This window comes from Caballeronia jiangsuensis (genome assembly GCF_046030135.1).
GTDB lineage: Bacteria > Pseudomonadota > Gammaproteobacteria > Burkholderiales > Burkholderiaceae > Caballeronia > Caballeronia jiangsuensis.
Map to the genome: position 1 here is coordinate 22,452 of NZ_JAQQDB010000026.1, position 20,593 is coordinate 43,044.

Here is a 20,593-nt window from a genome sequence, read left to right on the forward strand (position 1 = left end):
GAACGCTTGCGCGTAGCCGGTCTTCTGGCCACTGGCGTATTGCTCCAACCACGGCGGCGTCATTGGCGCACCCCGTTTTGGGGTTGCACTCTGCCGCCGATCACCAAGAACACTTTCGTCTCGACGTTCCGGATCCAAGGGCGAACTTCGCCCGCGTGCGTCGCGGTGCCGGCGATGTAACCAATCGCCGCTTCGAGGTTGGCAAACTGCTCCGGTGATGCGCCCAGCTTCGCTGCTTCAAACATAAAAACACTCCCACAGAAAGAACGCGGAGCGACCCCAGCGGGTCGCTTGCCCGCAAGGGTTGAGAAAAGAAATTGAACAGCGTTTGTGCCGCTTACTCGATCAGCTTGACGCTCTGCCACCAGCGACCGCCCGAGGGGAGCTCTCTGACAAACGAGAGTGCCTCCGCCTCATCGCGTGTGAGCTCGATCACCCCGCCCTTCAAAAAGGCCGTCTGGAGATAGACGACATTCGCGAGGGCAAGCGGGCCGTGCTGCTCGGCGATGGCGGTTAGCGTTTCGACGGCATCCAGCAGTTCGGCATGAAACTGCTTCGCGTCAGCGGCCAGACGAAGCGAAACGTCGGCATCGCCGATCGCGCCCAACACGGCATCGCACTGGGCTTGCGGGTCGTCAGGCCCGTACTGCTCGGGCTTGATCCAGTTTCGGATCACCATGTCGTTAAGGACGTCGTCGACGAAATCAGTGCAGGAATAGGTCATGGAAGGCTCCAGTCAAAAGGTAAAAGAAGTAGAGCCGTTGTCAGATGCGACGCAAACGGCCGGTATCGAACGCAGCCGCACGACGCATGTACCGCGGACGCGGCGGCTGCGACTGAGCAGTAGCCGGTGCAGCTTGCTGCGCAGGCGGCTGGTGAGGCACCGCATTCGAGTGAGACGGACTGCCGGCTGCCGCGAGCAGCAGCATGAGAAGGTTTGCCATAGGGATAGCGCCGCAAGGCGCGAGAGAAGGGTCGGAAAGACGAGAAGCGCCCCTTGTGGGGGCGACTCCCCACAAGGGTTGACAACAAATCAGGCGGCAAGCGCCTGCACGTCGATGACTGCGTCGGCCTCTGCGACGAGGTCGGGCGTCTGCGAGATGAAAAACTCCCGCTGATACCCACCTTGGCGCAATACCTCGCGCTTCATGCGCATGAACTGCACTTTGCGCTCGGGATCGAGCGGGCCGTCTGACTCGTCGCTGAACAAGGTCTGATATGGCTGACCGGTGTTCTGCGCGAGATAGAGCGCGATGCCCCGCGTGAGGCACTCGTTGATCCAGACCTTTTGACCGCCGGACATGACGGAGACCGACTTGCTGCTGTCGGACTCGGCGTCGTGAACCAGGATCTCAAAACCCTCGCGCAATTCACCGCTTGCGAGCGTTCGCTGCGTGCGGATCTCAACCGTGAAACGCATGCCGTAGCACGCGAGCAATAGCTCGTTGACGGTATGCGTCAGCGCCGGGCCCGCGTCATCGATGGTCAACGCGATCACGCCGTCGTTGCCCAAGCCCTTAGCCAGCAGCTTCCAATGAGCAATTTCATCGGAGAGGCGATCGGCACGCGACTGCGTGGCCGAGAACTTCTCCAACTCCAGCGCCAGCGCTTCGGCTTCGGCCTGCAACACACTCTGCGCGCGGATCGATTGCTCGATCCGACCGTCCAATGCCGCGACGGTCTCCCGGTTTGCTGCGATGTCGCGGTCAAGCTTCGCAATCGCGGCTGTCACATCGACGGCGGCCAATCGCCCGACCTCCTCGGCAATGCGAGCAAGCTCCGCTTCCATACGCGTCTTCTCAGACTGGTACTTGGCGGTACGTGCGGCACTTTCCTCGGAGATCGTTCGCAACTCAGCTTGCGCCGCTTCAAGTCCCGACACGGCTGCATCCAGCAATGGCTTAGTGGCGGCAAGCTCTGCCGCCGCCTGCAAGGCACGGCGCAACTGCGCGGCCGCATCGGTGATGGCGAGCATCTCAACACGCTTCGCCGCCAACTCAGCCGGCACGAGCGCCAAGGCTTCGGCTTGCGCTTTCTTCTCGCGATACTCCGCGCGAAGATTCGCCACCGAAACACGCTGCACCTCCGCTTGCTCTTTCGCTTGAAAGCCTTGCGCGAGCAGCGGACATTGCGTGTGCATCGAATGACCGACACACGGTACCTGCTCCGCCACCGAAGCCTGTTTGCTCAACGTGTCGAAGTGCGCGGCCTTCGTCGTGCCTTGGCTCATCAAGCTCGTAAGCGTTGCATCGAGCGTCGTCAACGTCGCGCGTTTGACCTCCAAATCGGCAATGTCGCGCTGCAAAGGAGCAAACCTCGCTTCCTCACGCGCAATTGCCAACTCGGCCTCCTCGCGCTTCGCCGCCGCACCGAGGATCGCCTCGCGGCGAGCCAGCGTTGCTTGGTGCGTGGCCACGGTTCGACTCAACACGGAAACGCGCTGCTGACAACGAACCGCTGCTGCTTGCTCGTCGTCGGCCGCGCTTTTCAGAGCACGCCCCAACTCGTCGCGACGCACGCCCAGCTCTCGCAGGCGCGCCTCGGTCGTGGCCGATTCGCTCTGCTTGGCCGCGAGCGTCGCCCGCTCTTGAGTCAGCTTGCTCGCATGCTCAAGCGCGGCATCGCGTTGCTCACGAGCGGCACGCAAGGTGTTGCCCTGCGCGACGATCGCCTGCTCAGCGTCTGCTTTGCGTTGCCGCTTTCCGGCTAGCGCGCCAAGCTCAGACTGGATGCCCTCAAGCGACTTGCCGAGCACCTTCGCGACATCAGCGGCCTTCGCCGACAATGCCTTTAGGTGGTCGATGCCAAGGAGTTCAGCCAGCAGCGTCTTGATCTCGCCCGCAGCGTAGGACGCGAGCGGCCGCCGGTTCTGAGCCGAGAACACGCTCGTGAAGAACGTTTCCAGAGAACCGTTGATCGCCTCGACACAGCGGTTATACGACTCCGCCTTGCCGTCCGACACCGTCCCGTCAGGCAGCGACACCGGGCGCCACGTACCGTCGACGCCACGATAGGCAAGGTAGTACTCCGCCTTGCCTGCCTTGCCGGGCTTGCGAAAAGTGAAGGACGAGCGATAACGAATGCCGTCGTGCTCCCATTCGAGTTCCTTCAAGGCACTGGTGCCACAGATGTGGTCCCAGTACGAGAAGGCGTCGACCGACAGCTTCGACGCACGCGACGGCATGATCGGATACGGGTGCAAGTTGTCCATTATCGTTGTCTTGCCCGCCCCGTTAGGGCCGGTCAAGGCGATCAAACCATCCGGCAACGTCTCCAGATCCAGCGTGACGCTTTCGCGTTTCATGCCATCGCGCACGCCAACGAAGCCTTCCAGTGTCAGTTTCAGAGGCCGCATGACACGTCCTCCGATACGCTCACCGATGCAGACATCGCTGCCATCTGCGAATAGAACGCGTCGTCATCCTCGTTGGGAAACGGCTCGTTCATCACGACGGACGGCACAGACTGCACCGCTGCTTTGGGCGCTTGAAGCGTTCCGTCTAGTGCGGCCGCCACGTTGTCGCAGACTCTGCCGAACTCGCGACGCGCGTTCGTCAGAAGCTCGGACCAACCGCTATGCCCGGTGAGGCTGCGGATCTCTGCAGCAGACCACTGGCTTGCATAGCCTTCCTGGTAGGACCAGAGAAGGTGCTGCAGTTCAACGGTCGGCGTAACGGCGATCTCGCACGCGCCGGGGGTTGTGGCGACCAGCAACAGCGTCTGACCGAACTGCGCCAATACCGCGCCGCGGTGCTGACCGAACGGCTGATGCTGAATCGCAGCGGTAAAGCCGGCCAAATCGACCAACGACTTTTGAAGATCACGCGATGAGCAGTCGACCAACGCAAAGGTGCGAACCCAGTTCGGGCCAGCGGGGTAAAGACCAAACATGATGCACTCCGTTATGGTGGGCGGAATGCGGCCCCGGTAGGGATCGCTCCCCGCCAGGGTGAAAGAAGAGATGAACTGCTAGAGAAAGGTCCTGCCACTACTAGTCGATGCGTCAAAGACGCGGTGAAACCTCTGTTTCGATAGCGACGATCAAAATCGGCTATCGGAACACGGCTCGCGTGTCCAAGCGAAGGAGCCATACTGGCCTCCTCGCATGAGCGGCTACTTACGCCGCGAACAAATCATCGTTGAGCCACGAAAGCTGACTTGCCGAAGCCGACTCGACGATTTCCACCGTCGCATCGGGCATGGGCAGTGCATCGTCGCCAACATCGCTATCCCGAGCTACGTGTGCCGTCACCGGCGCAGGCTCGGATATGCTCGACAATGCGTCAGCGTCGGTCAGTCGCGCCAGCACGCCAGCGGCGATTGCCTCCGCGTCCCCGGTTTCCAACAACTGCAGCCGGTCAAGCAAGGGCGCCGGATCGACCTCGGCGTGCTCGCACCAACGCTCGAGCTTACGGTCAATCGACGTTTCGAGGCTGATGCCTTGGGCGCGTGACCGGACGACGGGAAGAATGCGAGCTTCGACCTTCAGCTCGGCCGCGTTGCCAAACAGCGCCGCGATGGCGTCGCGGTCCACTGACTGTTTGTGCTCTTCGTCGACCTGCCAACGAATTCGCACGAACTTGTCGGTCGCGTCGAGCGCGATTGCCGTCAGGCGTTCCATGTCGGGCGGTCCGTCAAAGTCGACGCAGATCGTCTGCCGAGACGGCGTCACGACCAGATCAGCTTGCGCGCTTCCCACCTCGACATTCCACATGAGGAAGCCCTTGTCGCCTTCCTCGCCGTAGTGGAATCGCCCGATCGAACCGGGATACGCCACAACGCGCCCCGCTCGCTCCCACTGCTGTGCTTTATGGATGTGCCCAAGCATGAACGCATCGCATTCGGCCTCGAACAGACTGCCAAGCGAAAACTCATGATCGAACCCCGCCATCGTTACGCCGTGCTCGGTCGTACAACCGTTGACCGTGCCGTGTGAAACCCCGACAGTCCGGATGCCTGCGGCACGAAGCTGCTGGTTGACGCCCCCTGCTGCGGCGAGACAGTCGCCCAGGACGGCTTCAAGACCCGTCCCGGCTTCCTTAGCACCAACAGCGACCGCCAGTGCCCCCTTATTGACCGTGGGCAGACACGTGAACACGACATCAGCGCCGATTGCCAGAACCTCGCGCAGCTCGTCGTCCGAGAACACCGGGCCGTCCGAGGGGTAGAACCGCCCCTCGTGGAGGCTTACCTGCTGCACGCGCTCCGCAACATAGATCTGATGCGTCGTTGCCATCAGTTCGAAGTTGCGCAGCGTGCCCGGAGGCTCATGGGAGAACGTGCCCTGCAGCATTAGGACCGGCATGCTGCCGCTCAGACCGTTGATGCGGCGTGCGAGGCGGTTCAACGACGGCGCGTGTGCGTCGAGACGATGGTCCGTCGCATCACCGGAGATGACTGCCACGTCGGCATGGGCCAGCACCGCATGGTCGATGCCGAAACCGAAGCATCGGTCCGACTCTTCGATGTTGCCCGGCGCGTAGTGCAGGTCGGAAAAATGTGCGATCTTCAAGGTCGCCTCCTATAAATGAAAAAGGCCACCCGAAGGTAGCCAGTATTTGCCGACGCACCGCTAGGGCGCGCTAAGAGAGGGATTACGTTGACAGCGTGTCGCGGACTTTCATCAGCGCCTTGCCCAGAAGGTTCTGGCCGCGCCACTTCGATTTGTCCGTGATGTCTGGATGGTGCTCACCAAGACCCACGCCCCATATCGTGTCGTAAGGACTTGCTTCGACAAGCTCGGTCGGCGCCGTCGCAAGCAACAGCGTTCGCAGACCCGGATGCTGCGCGAACTTCTCGCGGCATCCGACATAGACGATCGACTCGCGCTTCGCCTTCCACGTATCGAGGTCGAAGCCCCTGACCTTGCGGCCTAGCGCTTTTTGCTCTTTCGGGAGGTGTGTGGCGAGGACAGCTTGTGCAATGTCCTCGTCGCCGAACAGCTTCGCTTTGGACAACATCATGAACTGTTCCACCGACACAAAATCGACGTCATGGTAAGTAAAGCGGCACGGGTGCCAGTTACTAAAAGCGTCCTCCGCGCCGAAGAACAGCGTGAAGTTGCCGACTCTACGCATTGGAATCTCCTTCGCGTGAACAAGTAGATGGGCCGCCGAGGCGGACGGATTCGATGCGCAGGTACCGCGCGGTCGAAAACATTTGAGCAAGCGGTTCTTGCTGAAATGCTCTCATGCGCGAGCGTAGAAGAAAGGATGCCAGCCCCCGGAGGGGACTGGCCAAGATTAGACGTAAGCAGCTTGTGCAATCGCGTCCTGAATTTCGACGTCGAGCGAGGAGGGATCGTCGAGCGCGTTCTTGAGACGCGCATTCATCGCATCTACATCAGCGATGCGTTCGATCCAACCGCGACCGTACATCTGGTGCGCGTACTTGCGAAACCCGTTCTGTCGCTCCGGCTGACTTAGGCCCAGACGATGCAGCAGGTCAGACATGCGGTGGCGCTTGTCTTCCAGCGTCTCGTCGTGATCCGGCGCGTCGTCGTTGTGGCCATCGGCGCCGTCGATGCCCGATGATGCGCCATCGCTTATCCGTGCGTCTTCGGCCTGCTGCTCTGGCTGAAGGACCGGATCGCCGATCGACTGTACCGTTCCGTCCGACTCCAATAGCGCCACTGCACGACTGGCAGCATCGGGCGCCGGTTGAGCCTCGTCCGCGCCATCCAGTAGCGCGCCTAGGTCGATGTCGGCATCGAGCACCGTCAACATCTGCTTCTGACGCACGGCCTGGCCGTTGTCGTCAATCCGCGTGATGTCGAACTCTTTCTTCGAGAGCCAGAAGCGTGTGCCGGTGAGCCTGCCGCGCGCCAATGCCACGGTCTGCATCGCCGAGTACGCCTTCTGCAGCACGTAGATGGAGTTGGTCGGCAGTTCGATTAGACCGAGCCCCTTCACGTCGGGAACTGCAAACAAGAAGTTTGCGGTCAGGTTGCACTTGCGGTCCTGATACTGCGGACAGATGTGAGGATCACAGACGCCATCGGGAATGTCGTCGTCTTGCCGGTGAACGACCAGTCGCCCACCGAAGGATCGCCGCGCCCGTTGTGCGCGTGCGTTACGCTCGACCGGCGCGTACGTCTTGCAATATCGCTTGCCGTCGCGGTCGTACTCCGAGAAGTACTGTCGCCCGGTAGTCGTGTACGCGGCCATCTGATTTGGCACATTGCGCAGCCAGTCGTCGAACGCAAACATGATCGGGAAACGGTAGAGCCGCAACCCTTGCCCGCGATCCTCGCCATACAGCCGCAGGATTTCGTCGGCCGTGTCCGGATTGGAGAAGTCTGAGCGTCTGCAAACGAAGTAGTCGACGTTTCGCGGAATCAGCGCGTTGCGCAGCTTCAGCGAAGTTTCGAGCAGCTTGCCGATGGCTTCGAACGACTCGCCCGCTGCCACCATGTCGTTGTACAGCTTGACGGCTTTTTCGTTGGACTGGTGCGCCCGCGTGAGCACTTTGATGCCGGGTCGAATCTTGCCGATCGTGGGCGGGCGAATAGCTCGTTCTTCAACGAGGCTACGCGGCGCGTGATCGAACATCTGAACAACTGCATTCATGATGGTTTCCTTGCGAGAAAGAAGATGGAGTTTGTCCGCAGTGATTCGGCCTGAGATTGCATCTCTCGGGCTGCCGCACTGCCGCGACGCTCGCTGACATGGGAAATGAAGATGGAGCGCTCTGCGTCGCTGAACATCGCGACTCGAGCTACTTCGCACCGCTCACGCCAAACGGGGGACGTGGTGTCCGCCTGCTCGCGCTCGGTATTGATTTGATGCGTAATGGCCTCGGCGATACGTTGATTGAGGCGGTCGGGCAACAGCATGAACAGCACCTCCGTTGAGAAAGGTCCGTTGGGTCCTTTGCAGGACGCGAGGACGAAAAAAAAGCCCGCTCCCGTGAGGGAGCGAGCTTCGTGAAATCGATAGAGAGACCTGCTCGCCACGTCCCTTCCGGGGACGTGGCGAGCAGGGAGCGGCCGGCATAGCCGGTGGCGCTCGGTCAGAGAACGTAAAGTCGTTCTCGCGCAGCATGGTCACGCCGCGCAACAGCCCTTTTCGGAATTACTTCCGCCGCAGGAATCACGGATCAGCCAACTTCGATCGTTCTACCCAGATCAGGCTCTGGAGAGAGAACACCCGAAAACCCGGGTTCGAACGATGTACCGGCGCAAATGAATGCAGCACTGGGTACGAGTATCACGGCTGAGATTGGGGAGTGTGTAGCGAGCACACTCAGCACAAGGAAGATTTCCACACCGGTAGCTATCCGGTCGGCGCATGCCAACGCACGAGGCGGGCACGACTTGCAGAAAAAAGATGGACTCCGGGCTTGGAGTCGAGGTCGATGCGTCGGTGACGCGGGGAATGGAGTTGAGTATCCGCGTTAAAGGCGGACGCGTGCGCTCGAAAGCTAACGAAATTCATATAGCTTTCGCCCGCTTGACTCTTGCCTAATCAATGAAAATTCTATGTGAGAGAGAACACAGACATACCGAAAATCCCATGGCTGCAACCGACCTAGAAGCGCCTGACGAAGACCCTAAGCGAACCGCTACGCTCACCAACGAGAGCGCTGCGCAAAGCGGTCTTCGTCCGTTGAACCGACTGACCAACGACAGTCGTCTCGCACGCATCAACGGCGACACGCTGGCAAAAACGGAACTGCCCTACTACTCATTGTTCGCGCGTGAATTCCTCCGAGCCGACTTCAACTTCGCGGCCGCAAAGATGACCGTTGCGCGCGGCGGCAAGCTGATCGCCATTGAATCCGAATTTCGCACGGCCGAGGCGTTCATGAAGAAGGCGCTCGTATGGGCTAGCAAGTTTCCTGGTCGACGCGCACCGACTCCGCCGGAGATGGTCACGCTTGAAATCAAGCACGCTATGTCCGGCCGCCTCGTGCGGCTCCTCTCGATGTATGACCAGCTTTTCCTGAAGACGATGGAAGCGCTGATGCTGAGAACCATGACGCCTCAAGTGCGCCAATCCGCGCTTGAGGCTGCCGAGGCACGCATCAATCAAATCCCTTTCTTGTGCATGCCGGACAACGACCGCTTTGCGCCAGAGGTTGTGCTACTTCCGGACTCGGATCGAACTCACTGACATTCGACTTGAACGTCCCTGCGTTTCCGCCTGAACTCACGGCGGCGCTGGACTGCTCGCTCTAACAACGACGGGAGGACCCTGCATGGACTTACGCGAAATTCAACGACTGCATGCGCAGTTCGCACCTGACTCGATGACCATCGATCTGCCGCGACAGATTGCTGCTCTTCCGGCACCGGCCAACCTGACGGCAGACGCCAGGACACCGACGCTTAGAGTGCGGCTTCCTAGGACGGTGCCTGTCGCTCGCCGAAGCCTCATCGCAGTGGCTATTGCCGCTGTCGTGGCTATGGCGGGTATGGGAGCGGCGTCGTTGTACAAGTCTGTGGGCGCGCCCTCTGCGCATGCCTTGAAGACGGCTAATCAGCAGCAATCGGACCTGAGCGAACGGCCAGTAACGCAAGCACAGGCAGTTGCAGCAGCGACGCGCCCGATCGATGCAGAGCCGCCGCATCCGGTAGCGCTCGCTCCGTTGCTGACTGGAAAGGACATCGCTCCTGGTCCCTCGATCGGTCTGACTGCCGACCAATTCAAGAATTCGTTGGGTACGACGAGCGGCGCCGCAACGAGCGCGGCCGCGCCCAAGCCGACCCCTCTGGTTTCTAACGATGAGCAACGAGCGGCGGCATCACCTATTCATCAACCGCGTCGCGAGACGGAGCCGGCTAGCCAGGCTTCCACCAAGCCCGCGACCTCAGTGACGCCTGCGCAACCGGCGGCCCAGCCCGCCACTGAAGAACACGCGCAGCAACCGAACGCGTCCCCGACCCGTACGCACAGCTACCGCCACCGCTCTCACTCGCGCGATGAGCCGGTAAGCGACGGCGACACCGCGTCAGCAACAAATAAGAAGTCGGCACCTGCGAACCGCGCCGGCGCGAACGAAGTGCAAATGTTTTAAGGAATCGACACCATGAAAACCGAACTCAATATCACGCTTATCGCGCGCGGTTGCGCGATCACCGGCGACATGGTCGTGGATCACGGCATTTCGTGCTTTGGCCTGCTCGACGGCGGCATCATCTCAACCGAGGGTCTGCTACACATTGGCGAGGGCGGCCTCGTCAAAGGCATGGCACAAGGCGAGCATCTTCGCATCGACGGACGCGTCGATGGCGACGTCCATGCGCGCGGGTCGCTTGAGATCAACGGCCAGGTGTCTGGCAACATCTTCTATTGCGGCACCATCCGCCTCGGCCCGCGTGCGGCGCTTAATGGGACGCTCAAACGCGTTGCGCGAATGCTCACGATCGAAGCCGAGTCGGAGCAGGAGCAAGCGTCGATTGAGACTCAGCGCACAGCAGAAAGGCCCGCTGAGGAGCGCACGGAATCGAACGTAACCGACATTTCGCGGGCGATGGCGTAAGCCACTCAATGTGTTGTATGACTTGCCGATAACTGGCCAAGTTAGCCCTGCTTCATCCAACCGTGAAACCCACCGAACCCATCTTCGACTTCCTCACTGTAACGTGGGACGCGGCCGCGCAAGAGGCCGCTTTCGAAGGCCACTGCTTCTGCATGCTCGACACCGGACGACTCGTGAATAGCCACTCGATGCCCGTCGACACGCCTCATTGGAACCGACCGGCTTACCAGTCCGTCGCAAGCTATAAACGCGCTCTGCAACGCAAGCGCTCGTAACCTCGAGTCCGTCTGCACCGCCGCTGTGAACGAATGGCCCGCCTTATAGCAATGCTTGCGTAGGCTTACCTTTCGTAACTCAATGAGAGTCAAGTCGCCTATGGCGGACAGCAAGCGATCGCGATCGCCAAGCGGTGGCAGCCCGACTTCGTTCTGCTCGATATCTGGATGCCGGACACGTCAGGCCTTGGGAGTCGGCCGCGCCCGACAGTGCGGAGTGACCCACAATGACCATGTATGCGGTCTCGGGCTGCGCTCTGAGCAGTCGGGCAACGAACCTCTACGAATAGCGACGTCGGTTCTCCAGAGTTATCCGCACCGGCCCTGGCACGCAGTTACACAATCGTCGAAAAATCCACGTGACGGCGTCGACGACCTCGCGCAACAGTGGCGGAGGGACGCTCTCCGGAGAGCGTCCCACTGCGTGTGCGCATTTCGTTAGTGCCTTGAATCAAAACATAAAAAGGCTTGTTACAAAAGTTGCCGAATATTCACACCCCACTTTTCACAATACGCAATTCTATCGAGGGCCCGCTTTGCGCGCGTCAAGCTCCAGCACGCGTCGTTTGATTGGGCGTAATTCGCCAGCCAGCTTAGCTCTGCAGATGTGGAGTCACCCCGCGATAGCGGGTTGGTGAAGCTGCGCTTCAACGACAAATCGCGATTCGAAATTTTTCGACGTCCCCGAGACCATTAATGATTCGCGAGCACGCGTCATGGCGACATAGAACAGCCGCCGCTCTTCTGGCTCAGTCGACTTGGGATCAGGGACGATCGTCTCTTCGCTGCGGGCGATCCAGACGTGATCCCATTCCAGCCCTTTGGAGCTGTGCATTGTTGTGAGAATGAGAGCGCCCGGCGTCGGCTCGTTATTGTCTTGGCGCAGAAAGAGCAGCCGTTCAGCGAAACTGCCGGACAGGCGCGACAAAACATCGTTCGTCGCTTGAATCGCGCGGATCGCGGAATCCTTTTTCGCGTATTTCAACATCCACTCCGCGACGCCCGAGAGCGTCAGCGAGTAGAATTTACGATCGCACAGGCTTTGCCATTCGGCGAGCCGCTTCATGAACTCGCGATAGTTCGTCGCCACGTCCTCGGGCAGCCCGAGACCAACCAATTCCGCCCGCCCCTTCTGCGTCAGTTCCGCACCCATATCCGCGTGGAGTGCGCGTAGCTGCTGGGTGGTAAGCCCGAGGTGCGCCAAGACTGCATCGAGGCCGGTGCCTTTGATTCGCTCCACGATTTCGAGCAGATTGCACATCAGCGCGCCCTCCGGGCGGCTCAGGACAGACGCGCCCGATGCCCGGTAGTACTTGATGCCATGCGAGCGGCAGACTGCCTCAAGGGGGTCCAGTATGCGGTTAGTACGCGCCAGGATTGCGCACGACTGCCCTTTCGCCAGCAACGGCCCGAGCACCTCGACCGCCGCGGTTGCCTCCTCATACTCATCTGGATGGCGGGAAGTTTGCACACTACCGCCCGGGCCCTTCTCAGCGCGCAAAACCTTGGCGATCCGGTCGGCGTTGTTGCGAATCACGCGGTCGGCCGCGCCCAGGATTTCTGCGCGGCACCGGTAGTTGCTGCCCAAGACAACGGGCTTTGCGGCGAGCGACTGGATGAACGACTCCATGCCTCGGTACCCAAGTGCTTCGCGGAACGCATAGATGCTCTGGTCGTCGTCGCCCACGACCGTCACGACCGAGCCCGCGTTTGCATGTAGCTCGATCCACCGGTACTGCAGCGGGTCGGTATCCTGAAACTCGTCAACGAGCAGATAGGTGAACGCGTATGGGGCGATGGTGCCTTGCTCCATCCCCTCGACGGCGAGGCGCAGCATGTCCTGAAAGTCGATTTTGCCGTTACGCGCGAGCGCGTCCTGATAGGCGTGATAAAGCTCGCCGTCGGCAGTGTTCGGGTCGCACCGCCCGAAATTGGTTTTGATCTTCTCGATCGTTGGAATGACGTCTTCTGCCTTCCCGTCGCGGCCGAGTTCCTGCATCACGCGAATGAGCAAGCCGAGCCGGTCACCATCGGAGGCGATATCGAGCGCGCGCGCACCGGGGCGTTTTAGTTGCTTGAAGGCGAGCGAATGGAAGGTGCCCGCGATCAGGCGCTTCTTCACGGATTCGCCGGCGGCCGCCAGGATCCGCTCCCGCAGTTCGAGCGCGGCGTCCTTGGAGAAAGTGACGGCGCCAACCGTCGCGGCGCTGTCTTGTAGCAGCAGGGCTGCTTTTGTAGCGATCGTTTTCGTCTTACCCGCGCCCGGGCAGGCGATCGCCACGCAATGCTGGCGCAACTGGGCGACTTCCCGTTGCTGGGGATTGAGTTCGTCCAGCATCGCGCCTCCTTAGTTGCCGCGGACCGTCGTCATCAGCTTCAGGTGCGTCATGTACCCGCGAATGCCAAGCGGGTTGAAGCGCTTGAGGAAGTTGACGGCTTCATCGTCCACGTCGGACTGGTCGCGGATGCCGTTCCAGACCATGAAATCGAAGTGGTCCATCGCGCTGTCAAACTTCATGATGACGCCCAGCACGCGCATCGAAAAGCGCGAGTACGCCTCAACTTCGATGTCCATCGCGGGCATTGGGATCGTCGGCTCAAACACGAATTCCTTGTTCGCCCGAAGCTCCGCTTCCTTTTGCTGGCGGAAGCCTTCGGCCACGCGCAGTTGCTCGTCAACGTAGCTCTCGATGCCTCCGAGGAGCTTTTCGAGCGCGCTGTTGACCACTTCCTTGTCGTTTTCGCCGAACGTCGAGCGGCCGAAACGCTGCATGTTGATGCTCATGCGGTTGATGTACGGCCACCATTGTTCGAACAACGGCTTCAGGCGGGTGTGGTTTAGACGCACGCGGGCGGTCACGACTGCTGCGCCGGAAAGCTGGCGGTCAAGCAACTGACGACCTATTTCGCGGCGGCGCTTAATGATGGCGATACGCTCGGCGGCAGGCAGGTCGCGGAACAGCTTGCGCGTCTTCGCAACTTCCGCCCGCTTCATATCGGCGTCGTCGGTGGAGATCACGCCTTCCTTCTGAAGACGATCAGCGTCCGCCTCCATCTGCGTCAACTCGCGCTCAAGCTCGCCGTCGTCAGCGCCATCGGTGGTCAGCGACGCCTCGACCGTACCTTGTTCAAGTGCGCTAAGCGCGACCGTCTCTTCACTGCCGGGTTCCACAACCGTGCTCATTCGCCGTTTCTCCTGTCTGGACCGCATCGGTCCCGTTTCATCGTTGGGGATTAGGCAAGCAAAGCGCGTTGCCCATATTTAGCATTGTTGCGGCGGTGGCAGCGTGAAAAAGCTCGAAACGGTGGCTATTTGAAGCGCCTTTCGCCGAATTGTCGGCGCGCTCTAGGCAGGCAGCGGCAAGACGAAGGCGGAAAAAACAAAGGCAGCGCTATCCGGGTAGCGTTGCCTAAGAGAAATAGAGCAATTTTTCTGATGAATTGCTAATGCGCCTGGAGGACCTTTTCCCCTATCTCGACGACTGGAAGGACTCGGCAGCTTTCCACAGGAGACCTCCGAGGAGTGCAGCAACCGCGACCCAGTAGCCCACCAAGACAGGCAACGGAACCACCAGCACCGCGAACAGCGTTCCAGTGACAAGCAGCAGTCCATGGCCTGCCAGATGGAAAGACAATGGACTTACAAAGCCCGCAGCCGACGCTTTGATCTTGCGGCGCGCCGCACCGTCGATGAACATGCCGACGGCGAAAAGAAGTGTTCCAACGATCCACATCTTCATCACCATCGCACGGAAGAGCATGCGGTACACCAGTAACCAGAAGTTCTCGGTCCAGGTGTGGGCGAACGATGAGAATCCGCCGTCGTCCAAGCCGCCTACCTTTCCGGATGCATTCAGCGTGCGGTGGAGCAGCCCGCTATCGACAAATGCACGGTGGAACTCTTCGTTGGCGCTGCGCATGGCGCGATCGACCCGGTCCTGTCCCACCGACTCGACGAGAGAATGTGTTTCCGCTTCCGGCACCTCAAAGAGCTTGCGCTCCGGAATCGCCGGCATGACCGCGATGGATAGCACCGGCACGAGCAGAAACCAAACCTTGATATGCGAACCAAACCGGCTAGCCATGCAGCACCTTGACTAGCATGAGGGCGGGCACCGCGACGAGCGCCATCAGTCCGCCCCAAAACAGCGCCGGTCGGAATTCGGCGATCGTCGCCAATGCATAGCACCGGGCGCCCGCGCCGTAAGTGAATTCGTCCGGCACGGCCGCGTTCATGTCGCCGTCGAATGCAGCAGCAGTGTCGCGCGCGCGCTGGGCCGTGCGCGGCTCAACTCCCGACAGCTTCGCTATGATCGTAACGGTGAGCGACATCATATTCCTCGAAGTAACGGCGGAAAGCTTCCCCCTGAAGCACACGTGCGGCGAGCTGGAACGCCGCGGTGCGCTCAGTGATCTCGTCCGGGCAACGCTCATCGACCATTTCGAACTGGTACTCAGCGTGGCGCGCTTCGAACGCGGGAATCGCCTCGACCATCGGACACCACACCGACACCTTGTCGCCAAACCGAGCGACAAGCCGGCGGGCATACAGCGCTTTCGACGGCTCGAACAAGCCCTGCATGAAGGCGATGTGCTGGTCGCCCGTGCGCTTGGCACGCCGGAAACCCTCTAGCGCCGACTCGATCATCTCCGCAGCCAGCGGCCCCTTGTCTCCGATAAACCGCTCCCCGATGAAGTCGGCCACGCGCGAACACGCGAGCTCCAGCTCCGGTGCGACATTGAAGACCGCAACCAGCCTGTGCGAGAGCTTGTGATCGCGAATGATGTTTTTATATGCAGCGGACATAATCTTGTGTTTAGCCTTCGATGATAGGAATGCGACCCTGATACACGGCACCGCCAGAGATGCGCATGAAGTACTGCAGATTCGGCAAGCTGTGGAGGAGCTTGACGGGAATGAGCGGCACCTTCTCCAACTGGATTGAGCGGGACTGTGAGCCACTGAATTCAAGCGCGTGCGCCTCAGTCGTGGTATTGGTGCTGTTGGACACGTTCACCACGCGGATCGCAGTCTCCCCGACCTTGTCCGAGAACCACTTCGCTGTATCTGAGTCCTCTAATCTAAGCACCACCTGATTGTTGAGGTTACCCAAAACCTGCAGCATTTTCGCTGCGTTTCCAAGTTTCGCTTCGAGGTCGGCACGCGCCTGGAATGCGACGAACGCCTTGAACCCTGCCCCGCGTCCCTTGTTCAGGATTTGGATAACCTGCTCGTTGATGGCCTCGGCGATCTCGTCGATGATGAGCACGACGTCAGGCTTCTCTGCATAGAAGTTGTAGATGGCGCCGCAGACGGCCGCGACGTCCGACAATGCCATGGACGCGATTGCCTTCTGGACGATGTTGTTCGACAGAGAGTCGAGCCCCATGTACAAGACCGCCTTCTGCTTGATGATCTTGTCGATGTCCCATATCTCGCGCTCGTCCTCGAAGTCGTCCGCCTTTGGCGCGAGCATGAGGCCCGTTTCGCCTGTCGCGAGCATCTGTAGCAGCGGCAACGCGGACGCGATGATCTTCATGTAGTGCTCGCGGTCGTGGGTGTGCGTGGCGATCAACCCATCGATCGTCTCGTGCCCCCGGTCGTGAGCGGCAAAGCGGTCGAGATACAGCTTCACCATCCCGTCAATCAACGAGGCGTCGTTGCGGCGCTGCGCGTCTTTTACCGTCGCGGTTACGGTCAGTTCTTCCCAATCGGTCAGGCCGTTCTCAATAAAGAATCGTCGCAGCCCACGGTCGAGCAAATTGCCAATGCCTGACTGTGCGTATTTGAGAATCGATCGCAGGTTGGGCTTGTCGCCGACATACAGCTCACCTTTCACGGCGCGGTCGATGAAGAGAAACGCGAAGTCACGGAACTGACCTTCTTCCATCAACTGCGCGATGCGCGACGGGATTTCCGACGGCTGCGACCAGTTTTCGAGCGGGTTCAGGCGGATCGACTCATGCGGCTTCGCCTGATTGAAGTACAGGAACTTGCGCCCGGTGCGCGCGCATTCCTTCTCCACGCGCTTTTTCCACTCGTCATCGTTCTTGGGGTCGACGATGATCAGGACGTCCTTCGGGTTGTGAATCACTTGCGTGGAGATAACTTCGTAGGTGCGGGTCTTTCCCGCGCCAGTCGTGCCCGCCACCAGCGTGTGACCGCCCATCGCCTTATAGTGAAACGGCACCTCAACCTTCTTCTGCTCCATACCGTGGATCCAGGATGATCCCTGCGGCATGCGATCGCGGATGCTGTCGCGCGGACCGAATAGCCGCTCGATGCGCTCCTCCACGGTCCGGCCTATCTCGGTTTTTGACAGCCACTTCGGCAGCGACGGAATGTCGGTTACGGGCATCCGGAGGATTTCGTGGGCAATCTGTGTATGCTTCTGCGTCCACTCGTATCCGATGCCCAGGTACATCGAGTCCGCTCTTTTCCGCATCGAGTTCTGCGTGGCAAGAAGCTTTCCGATGCGAATCTTGCTCAGCCATTTCGTTGAAATGGCCATGCGAAAGCTCAGTGCCTTCCATATCTGGAGCGCACGAATCGACAGCAGGGCAACGCCGGCTAGCGCAAACGCCCAGCCGTAGGGCATCCCCGAGACCAAGATGCCAATGATGACGATGGGCCAGACGAGAAACGGTCGAAATTCGTAAATCGGACGGAAGTGATTGACGTAGTTCATGCCGCTGGTCGCTCCACGATGAGACGTCCGGCGCGCTCAACAATGCAGATGTCATTGCCGTGTGCGCGCATCAGGAGGCTGCGCTTCTTGAGTTGTTCGACAAGGGTATCGCTCGTGATGCCGTATCCGCCGACGAGCCGCTTCTTGACGGCGAGCCCCTTCTCTTCCCACGTCACTTCCGCCTTTCCGGTCGCCACGTCACCGGCGAGGGCTTTGAAAAACTCTTTCAGCATTGCAGCGCCGGGGCCGAGGAGTTCCGTCAATTCTTCGTCAGACGGCCCGACCCTGTTTGCATTGGACCTCGCTGAACGCGCTGCGGCAGGGTCGACCGGCGCCGGACGCGATGCAGGCGCGCTCGGGCCGGTCGAGGGCTCAGCCGCAGCCGCACCAGCGGCCTGTGCTTCGCTGCGCTCCAACGCATCGAGCAACGACTGAGAAAACTTCGGCGCGGAGGCGCTCGCCTCCTGCTGCGACGAGGCCGTTGCTCCAACAACGGCAGACTGCGGTTCCGGGGTCGTGGCCGACGCTACTGATGCGGTCGTTGCGGTCGACTGTCCCGGGTTCACGGAGGAATCAACACTAGCCGGGGCGGGCGTCGCGACGAACTGCGGCTCAAGCGCGAGCGCGACGTGCACGGCTGAGGGAACGTCATACTTCACCGGCGCGAACACGGCGCGTTGCGCCTTGCGCTCGAAGTCCACCGCAACGCCCATGGCCTGCCGCACTACCTTGTGGACGAGGGGTTCAAACCCCTGCGGGCTGCGCTCGGGATTTATCGCGTTGAAGAGGTCGTCCAGCACCGCTGTGTCGAACCCGGAGAGCAGCTCGGGCGAGATGACGGTCTGGGCAAACATGGCAGTGCGCATGCGCTCGTTCTTCAGTGGCGTCACACGCCGCTCAACGGCGAACTGACCGGTTCCGATCCACGTGCCGAACGCCCCGTGCGCCGCCGGATTCCACTTCGTACGGTCCGAGAGCCGCAGCATTTCGAAGTGACGAAACGGCTCGTCAAGCAACGAGCATGCGGCGGCCAGAAACACGGCAAAGTTGTATTGCGGCTCGAGACGGCGACGCTTGTCGGACGTGAGATCGGCCGCGAATTTCTGCCCGCCCGCGAGCCGCATGGCATAGAACGTTGATTCGATCGTCGCGCGAAATGCACCGCCCGGCTCGCAGTGCAACTCAGGCGTGAGCGGCATCGCAGAAAACCAGCTCGCACACCGACGCAGTACGGACAGCCACTTGCGCGCGAACTCGGTTTCCGTGCTTTCATTGGCGCACTGTCGAACCAGTTCGATGCGCTTTTGGTGCGTGGCGAAAAGGTCTTCGACCGGGATAGCTTCGTGAGCGTTCGTCATGGAATGAATTTGCTCGCCAACTTCATCGCCCCGGTTCCGGTTGCCGTTGCACCGCCGCCAAAGATCGTCGCGAGCTTCGGGATTTCGAAGGACAGGAGCAGCACGAACACTGCTAGGTCGAACACGTACGCCCCGTTGACTGTCGTCGACCCGCCCACCTGCGTCGCCTTCGCTACCGCTTCCGTGATTGACGCCCCTACAAGCTTGATCAGAACTGAGACCACGACCGTGTACATGCCCGCACTAATCATCCAGTCGAGCCACTTCTTGAAATAGTTTCGTGTGTACGAAGAGAAGCCGAGCGCGATCGCAATCGGGCCGAGCACGATACCGATGGCGGCCTGAATTTGGCCTATCGCCGTGTAGTAGACGAAGATGATGGAGGCGAGAACCATGAGCATTCCCGCGATGGCCAGTACGATCATATCGGTGAACAGCGCAGGAATGTCCCAGAGCTTTACCGTCTTTAGCTTGGCGGTCAGTGCGTCGATGATGGTCCCTGCAAGTGAGGCCATTTGCGAACCAACCGAGCCATTGTCCGAGGTGGCGATGTGTGCCGCCAACTGCTCGAACCATGTCCAGAAGCCAGCGGCTGATGTGGTGTAACCGAGATACAAGGCGACGAAAATGCCCAAAATCGCCACTTCCTCGAAAAGATCGACCCACGCTGCGATCGGATGGTGGGTCCCGGCGAACCGGACTCCTACCAAGACCAACGAGATGACGCCCAGGCCCCACGCAAATCTGTTCGCCTCGCTCATCACATTCGAACTGGCATCGACCGCGGTGCTGACGACGTTGCCGAGCAAGACGTGGATCTGCTGTGCCGCGCTGGTCGCCCCTTTGGCGAAATCACCTTTCTGACTGGCCAGTATTGCCGCAGAGCTTGTCGCCGCCGAAGCGGGCACGTCGACCGCTGCTTGCGCCATGGCCCGATTAGAGGTGATGGCGACGCAGCCCACCGCCGCGGCTAAGATTAGAAGCGTCCTAATGAAAGAAATGACGGAACACCGCATCATTGCCCAAGCACCTTCGACGAGCCAATCTGTGCGTCAAAGGCAGCACGCTCTCTATCCTGTTGCGCCTTGATTGCCGCCTGACTCGCGTTGTTCGCCTTCTGATCCGCGACTGTCGCCGAGTCTTTGACAGCGTCGTTGCGTTGCTTGGCCGCCATCATCGTCAGAAGGTCGCTGTTCTGACTGGAGATGATGTCCAGCATGTGCGTGGTCAACTGAGCGGTAGCCTGCATTGTCGGCGACATATTCAGTTGGTCCTGAATCTCCTGCCGACGCTTGGCGAGCGTGCTGACGTGCGAGATGACGTCGTTGCCCTGCTGGAAAAGCTGCTTCGCCGTCTTGTCGTTGTTCTGCAGTAGCGTGTTTTGGTCCGTGAACCACTGGTCAGCCGTTTTGCCCGATTGCGTAATCAGCGCCTGCACCTTGCTTGCGTACTCGGCGTTGTTCTGCAGGCCTCCGTACAAATCCTTCAAGGCGTCGGTGTACTTGCTCAGGCTCGAAATATCGCTCGTGATGCTTTTGAACTGTGCCAGCATCGCCGACGGATCGAGGTTGGTCGCCTGCTTGAGCTGGTTGAGCATCATCTGGTACTGATACACCAGGTTCGAATCCTGATAAACCTCACCCTTCACGGCGGCCGCGGCGGTCATCGTGTTCTGAATGAAGTTGGACGCATCGAACACCGGCATGTTCGCGTTGGCGTGTTGCACAAACCCGAGCGTGAGCACGCCGGTGGCTGCGATGCGGCGGAGCATTTTTTTCATCATGGCGGT

General features: G+C 60.3%; 20 protein-coding genes. 3 read left to right on the top strand and 17 right to left on the bottom strand.

The window, feature by feature from the left end; all coding sequences use genetic code 11:
* Positions 1 to 59 precede the first annotated feature (59 nt).
* From PQR08_RS24955 to PQR08_RS24990, 8 genes are all read right to left on the bottom strand, one after another.
* The gene (locus PQR08_RS24955; protein WP_250487088.1) at positions 60 to 245 is read right to left on the bottom strand and encodes a hypothetical protein; all 186 of its coding nucleotides are present in this window, start codon (positions 243 to 245) and stop codon (positions 60 to 62) included.
* Positions 246 to 337: 92 nt separating this feature from the next.
* Positions 338 to 724 carry a hypothetical protein gene (locus PQR08_RS24960; protein WP_408162630.1) on the bottom strand — a complete coding sequence of 129 codons (387 nt, stop codon included), beginning with the start codon at positions 722 to 724 and terminating at the stop codon, positions 338 to 340.
* A 309-nt stretch (positions 725 to 1,033) separates the two neighbouring features.
* Complete coding sequence (locus PQR08_RS24965; protein ID WP_408162632.1) at positions 1,034 to 3,355, bottom strand: SMC family ATPase; 2,322 nt, start codon at positions 3,353 to 3,355, stop codon at positions 1,034 to 1,036.
* Entirely contained in the window at positions 3,343 to 3,891 is a 549-nt protein-coding gene (locus tag PQR08_RS24970) for a hypothetical protein (protein WP_250491177.1), read from the bottom strand. Before PQR08_RS24970 ends, PQR08_RS24965 begins: the two co-directional genes overlap by 13 nt.
* A 226-nt stretch (positions 3,892 to 4,117) precedes the next feature.
* On the bottom strand, positions 4,118 to 5,512 hold the full coding sequence (locus tag PQR08_RS24975; RefSeq protein ID WP_408162634.1) for a metallophosphoesterase family protein: 1,395 nt from the start codon (positions 5,510 to 5,512) through the stop codon (positions 4,118 to 4,120).
* A gap of 82 nt (positions 5,513 to 5,594) precedes the next feature.
* Positions 5,595 to 6,167, bottom strand: a complete 573-nt coding sequence (gene ybiA / locus PQR08_RS24980; protein ID WP_408162636.1) for a riboflavin biosynthesis intermediates N-glycosidase — start codon at positions 6,165 to 6,167, stop codon at positions 5,595 to 5,597.
* A 75-nt stretch (positions 6,168 to 6,242) separates the two neighbouring features.
* Positions 6,243 to 7,568 carry a recombination directionality factor gene (locus PQR08_RS24985; RefSeq protein ID WP_408162638.1) on the bottom strand — a complete coding sequence of 442 codons (1,326 nt, stop codon included), beginning with the start codon at positions 7,566 to 7,568 and terminating at the stop codon, positions 6,243 to 6,245.
* The gene (locus tag PQR08_RS24990; RefSeq protein WP_408162743.1) at positions 7,565 to 7,831 is read right to left on the bottom strand and encodes a DUF7696 family protein; all 267 of its coding nucleotides are present in this window, start codon (positions 7,829 to 7,831) and stop codon (positions 7,565 to 7,567) included. Before PQR08_RS24990 ends, PQR08_RS24985 begins: the two co-directional genes overlap by 4 nt.
* Positions 7,832 to 8,513: 682 nt before the next feature.
* Here PQR08_RS24990 and PQR08_RS24995 point away from each other — a divergent pair.
* From PQR08_RS24995 to PQR08_RS25005, 3 genes are all read left to right on the top strand, one after another.
* Positions 8,514 to 9,113 carry a DUF1845 domain-containing protein gene (locus PQR08_RS24995; protein WP_408162640.1) on the top strand — a complete coding sequence of 200 codons (600 nt, stop codon included), beginning with the start codon at positions 8,514 to 8,516 and terminating at the stop codon, positions 9,111 to 9,113.
* Between the two features lie 85 nt (positions 9,114 to 9,198).
* The gene (locus PQR08_RS25000) at positions 9,199 to 10,017 is read left to right on the top strand and encodes a hypothetical protein (protein ID WP_408162641.1); all 819 of its coding nucleotides are present in this window, start codon (positions 9,199 to 9,201) and stop codon (positions 10,015 to 10,017) included.
* Positions 10,018 to 10,029: 12 nt separating this feature from the next.
* Positions 10,030 to 10,482 carry a bactofilin family protein gene (locus PQR08_RS25005; protein ID WP_408162643.1) on the top strand — a complete coding sequence of 151 codons (453 nt, stop codon included), beginning with the start codon at positions 10,030 to 10,032 and terminating at the stop codon, positions 10,480 to 10,482.
* Between the two features lie 888 nt (positions 10,483 to 11,370).
* Here PQR08_RS25005 and PQR08_RS25010 read toward each other — a convergent pair.
* The 9 genes from PQR08_RS25010 to PQR08_RS25050 all read right to left on the bottom strand — a co-directional run bounded on the left by PQR08_RS25010 (position 11,371) and on the right by PQR08_RS25050 (position 20,587).
* Positions 11,371 to 13,095 (bottom strand): ATP-dependent helicase, encoded by a 1,725-nt coding sequence (locus PQR08_RS25010; protein WP_408162644.1) that lies wholly within the window; start codon positions 13,093 to 13,095, stop codon positions 11,371 to 11,373.
* A 9-nt stretch (positions 13,096 to 13,104) separates the two neighbouring features.
* On the bottom strand, positions 13,105 to 13,941 hold the full coding sequence (locus tag PQR08_RS25015; protein WP_408162646.1) for an ATPase: 837 nt from the start codon (positions 13,939 to 13,941) through the stop codon (positions 13,105 to 13,107).
* A 286-nt stretch (positions 13,942 to 14,227) separates the two neighbouring features.
* Positions 14,228 to 14,842 carry an IncC plasmid conjugative DNA transfer DtrJ family protein gene (locus PQR08_RS25020; protein ID WP_408162648.1) on the bottom strand — a complete coding sequence of 205 codons (615 nt, stop codon included), beginning with the start codon at positions 14,840 to 14,842 and terminating at the stop codon, positions 14,228 to 14,230.
* Positions 14,835 to 15,092 (bottom strand): hypothetical protein, encoded by a 258-nt coding sequence (locus PQR08_RS25025; protein ID WP_408162650.1) that lies wholly within the window; start codon positions 15,090 to 15,092, stop codon positions 14,835 to 14,837. Before PQR08_RS25025 ends, PQR08_RS25020 begins: the two co-directional genes overlap by 8 nt.
* Entirely contained in the window at positions 15,046 to 15,564 is a 519-nt protein-coding gene (locus tag PQR08_RS25030) for a hypothetical protein (protein WP_250491186.1), read from the bottom strand. The genes PQR08_RS25025 and PQR08_RS25030 overlap by 47 nt, the downstream gene beginning before the upstream one ends.
* Positions 15,565 to 15,574: 10 nt before the next feature.
* The gene (gene traD, locus PQR08_RS25035; protein WP_408162652.1) at positions 15,575 to 17,446 is read right to left on the bottom strand and encodes a conjugative transfer system coupling protein TraD; all 1,872 of its coding nucleotides are present in this window, start codon (positions 17,444 to 17,446) and stop codon (positions 15,575 to 15,577) included.
* A complete protein-coding gene (locus PQR08_RS25040) occupies positions 17,443 to 18,804 on the bottom strand; it encodes a TraI domain-containing protein (RefSeq protein ID WP_250491188.1) in 1,362 nt (453 codons plus the stop codon). The genes traD and PQR08_RS25040 overlap by 4 nt, the downstream gene beginning before the upstream one ends.
* On the bottom strand, positions 18,801 to 19,733 hold the full coding sequence (locus PQR08_RS25045; protein ID WP_408162654.1) for a type IV secretion system protein: 933 nt from the start codon (positions 19,731 to 19,733) through the stop codon (positions 18,801 to 18,803). Before PQR08_RS25045 ends, PQR08_RS25040 begins: the two co-directional genes overlap by 4 nt.
* An 86-nt stretch (positions 19,734 to 19,819) precedes the next feature.
* Positions 19,820 to 20,587, bottom strand: a complete 768-nt coding sequence (locus PQR08_RS25050) for a type VI secretion protein (protein WP_408162655.1) — start codon at positions 20,585 to 20,587, stop codon at positions 19,820 to 19,822.
* Positions 20,588 to 20,593: the final 6 nt, after the last annotated feature.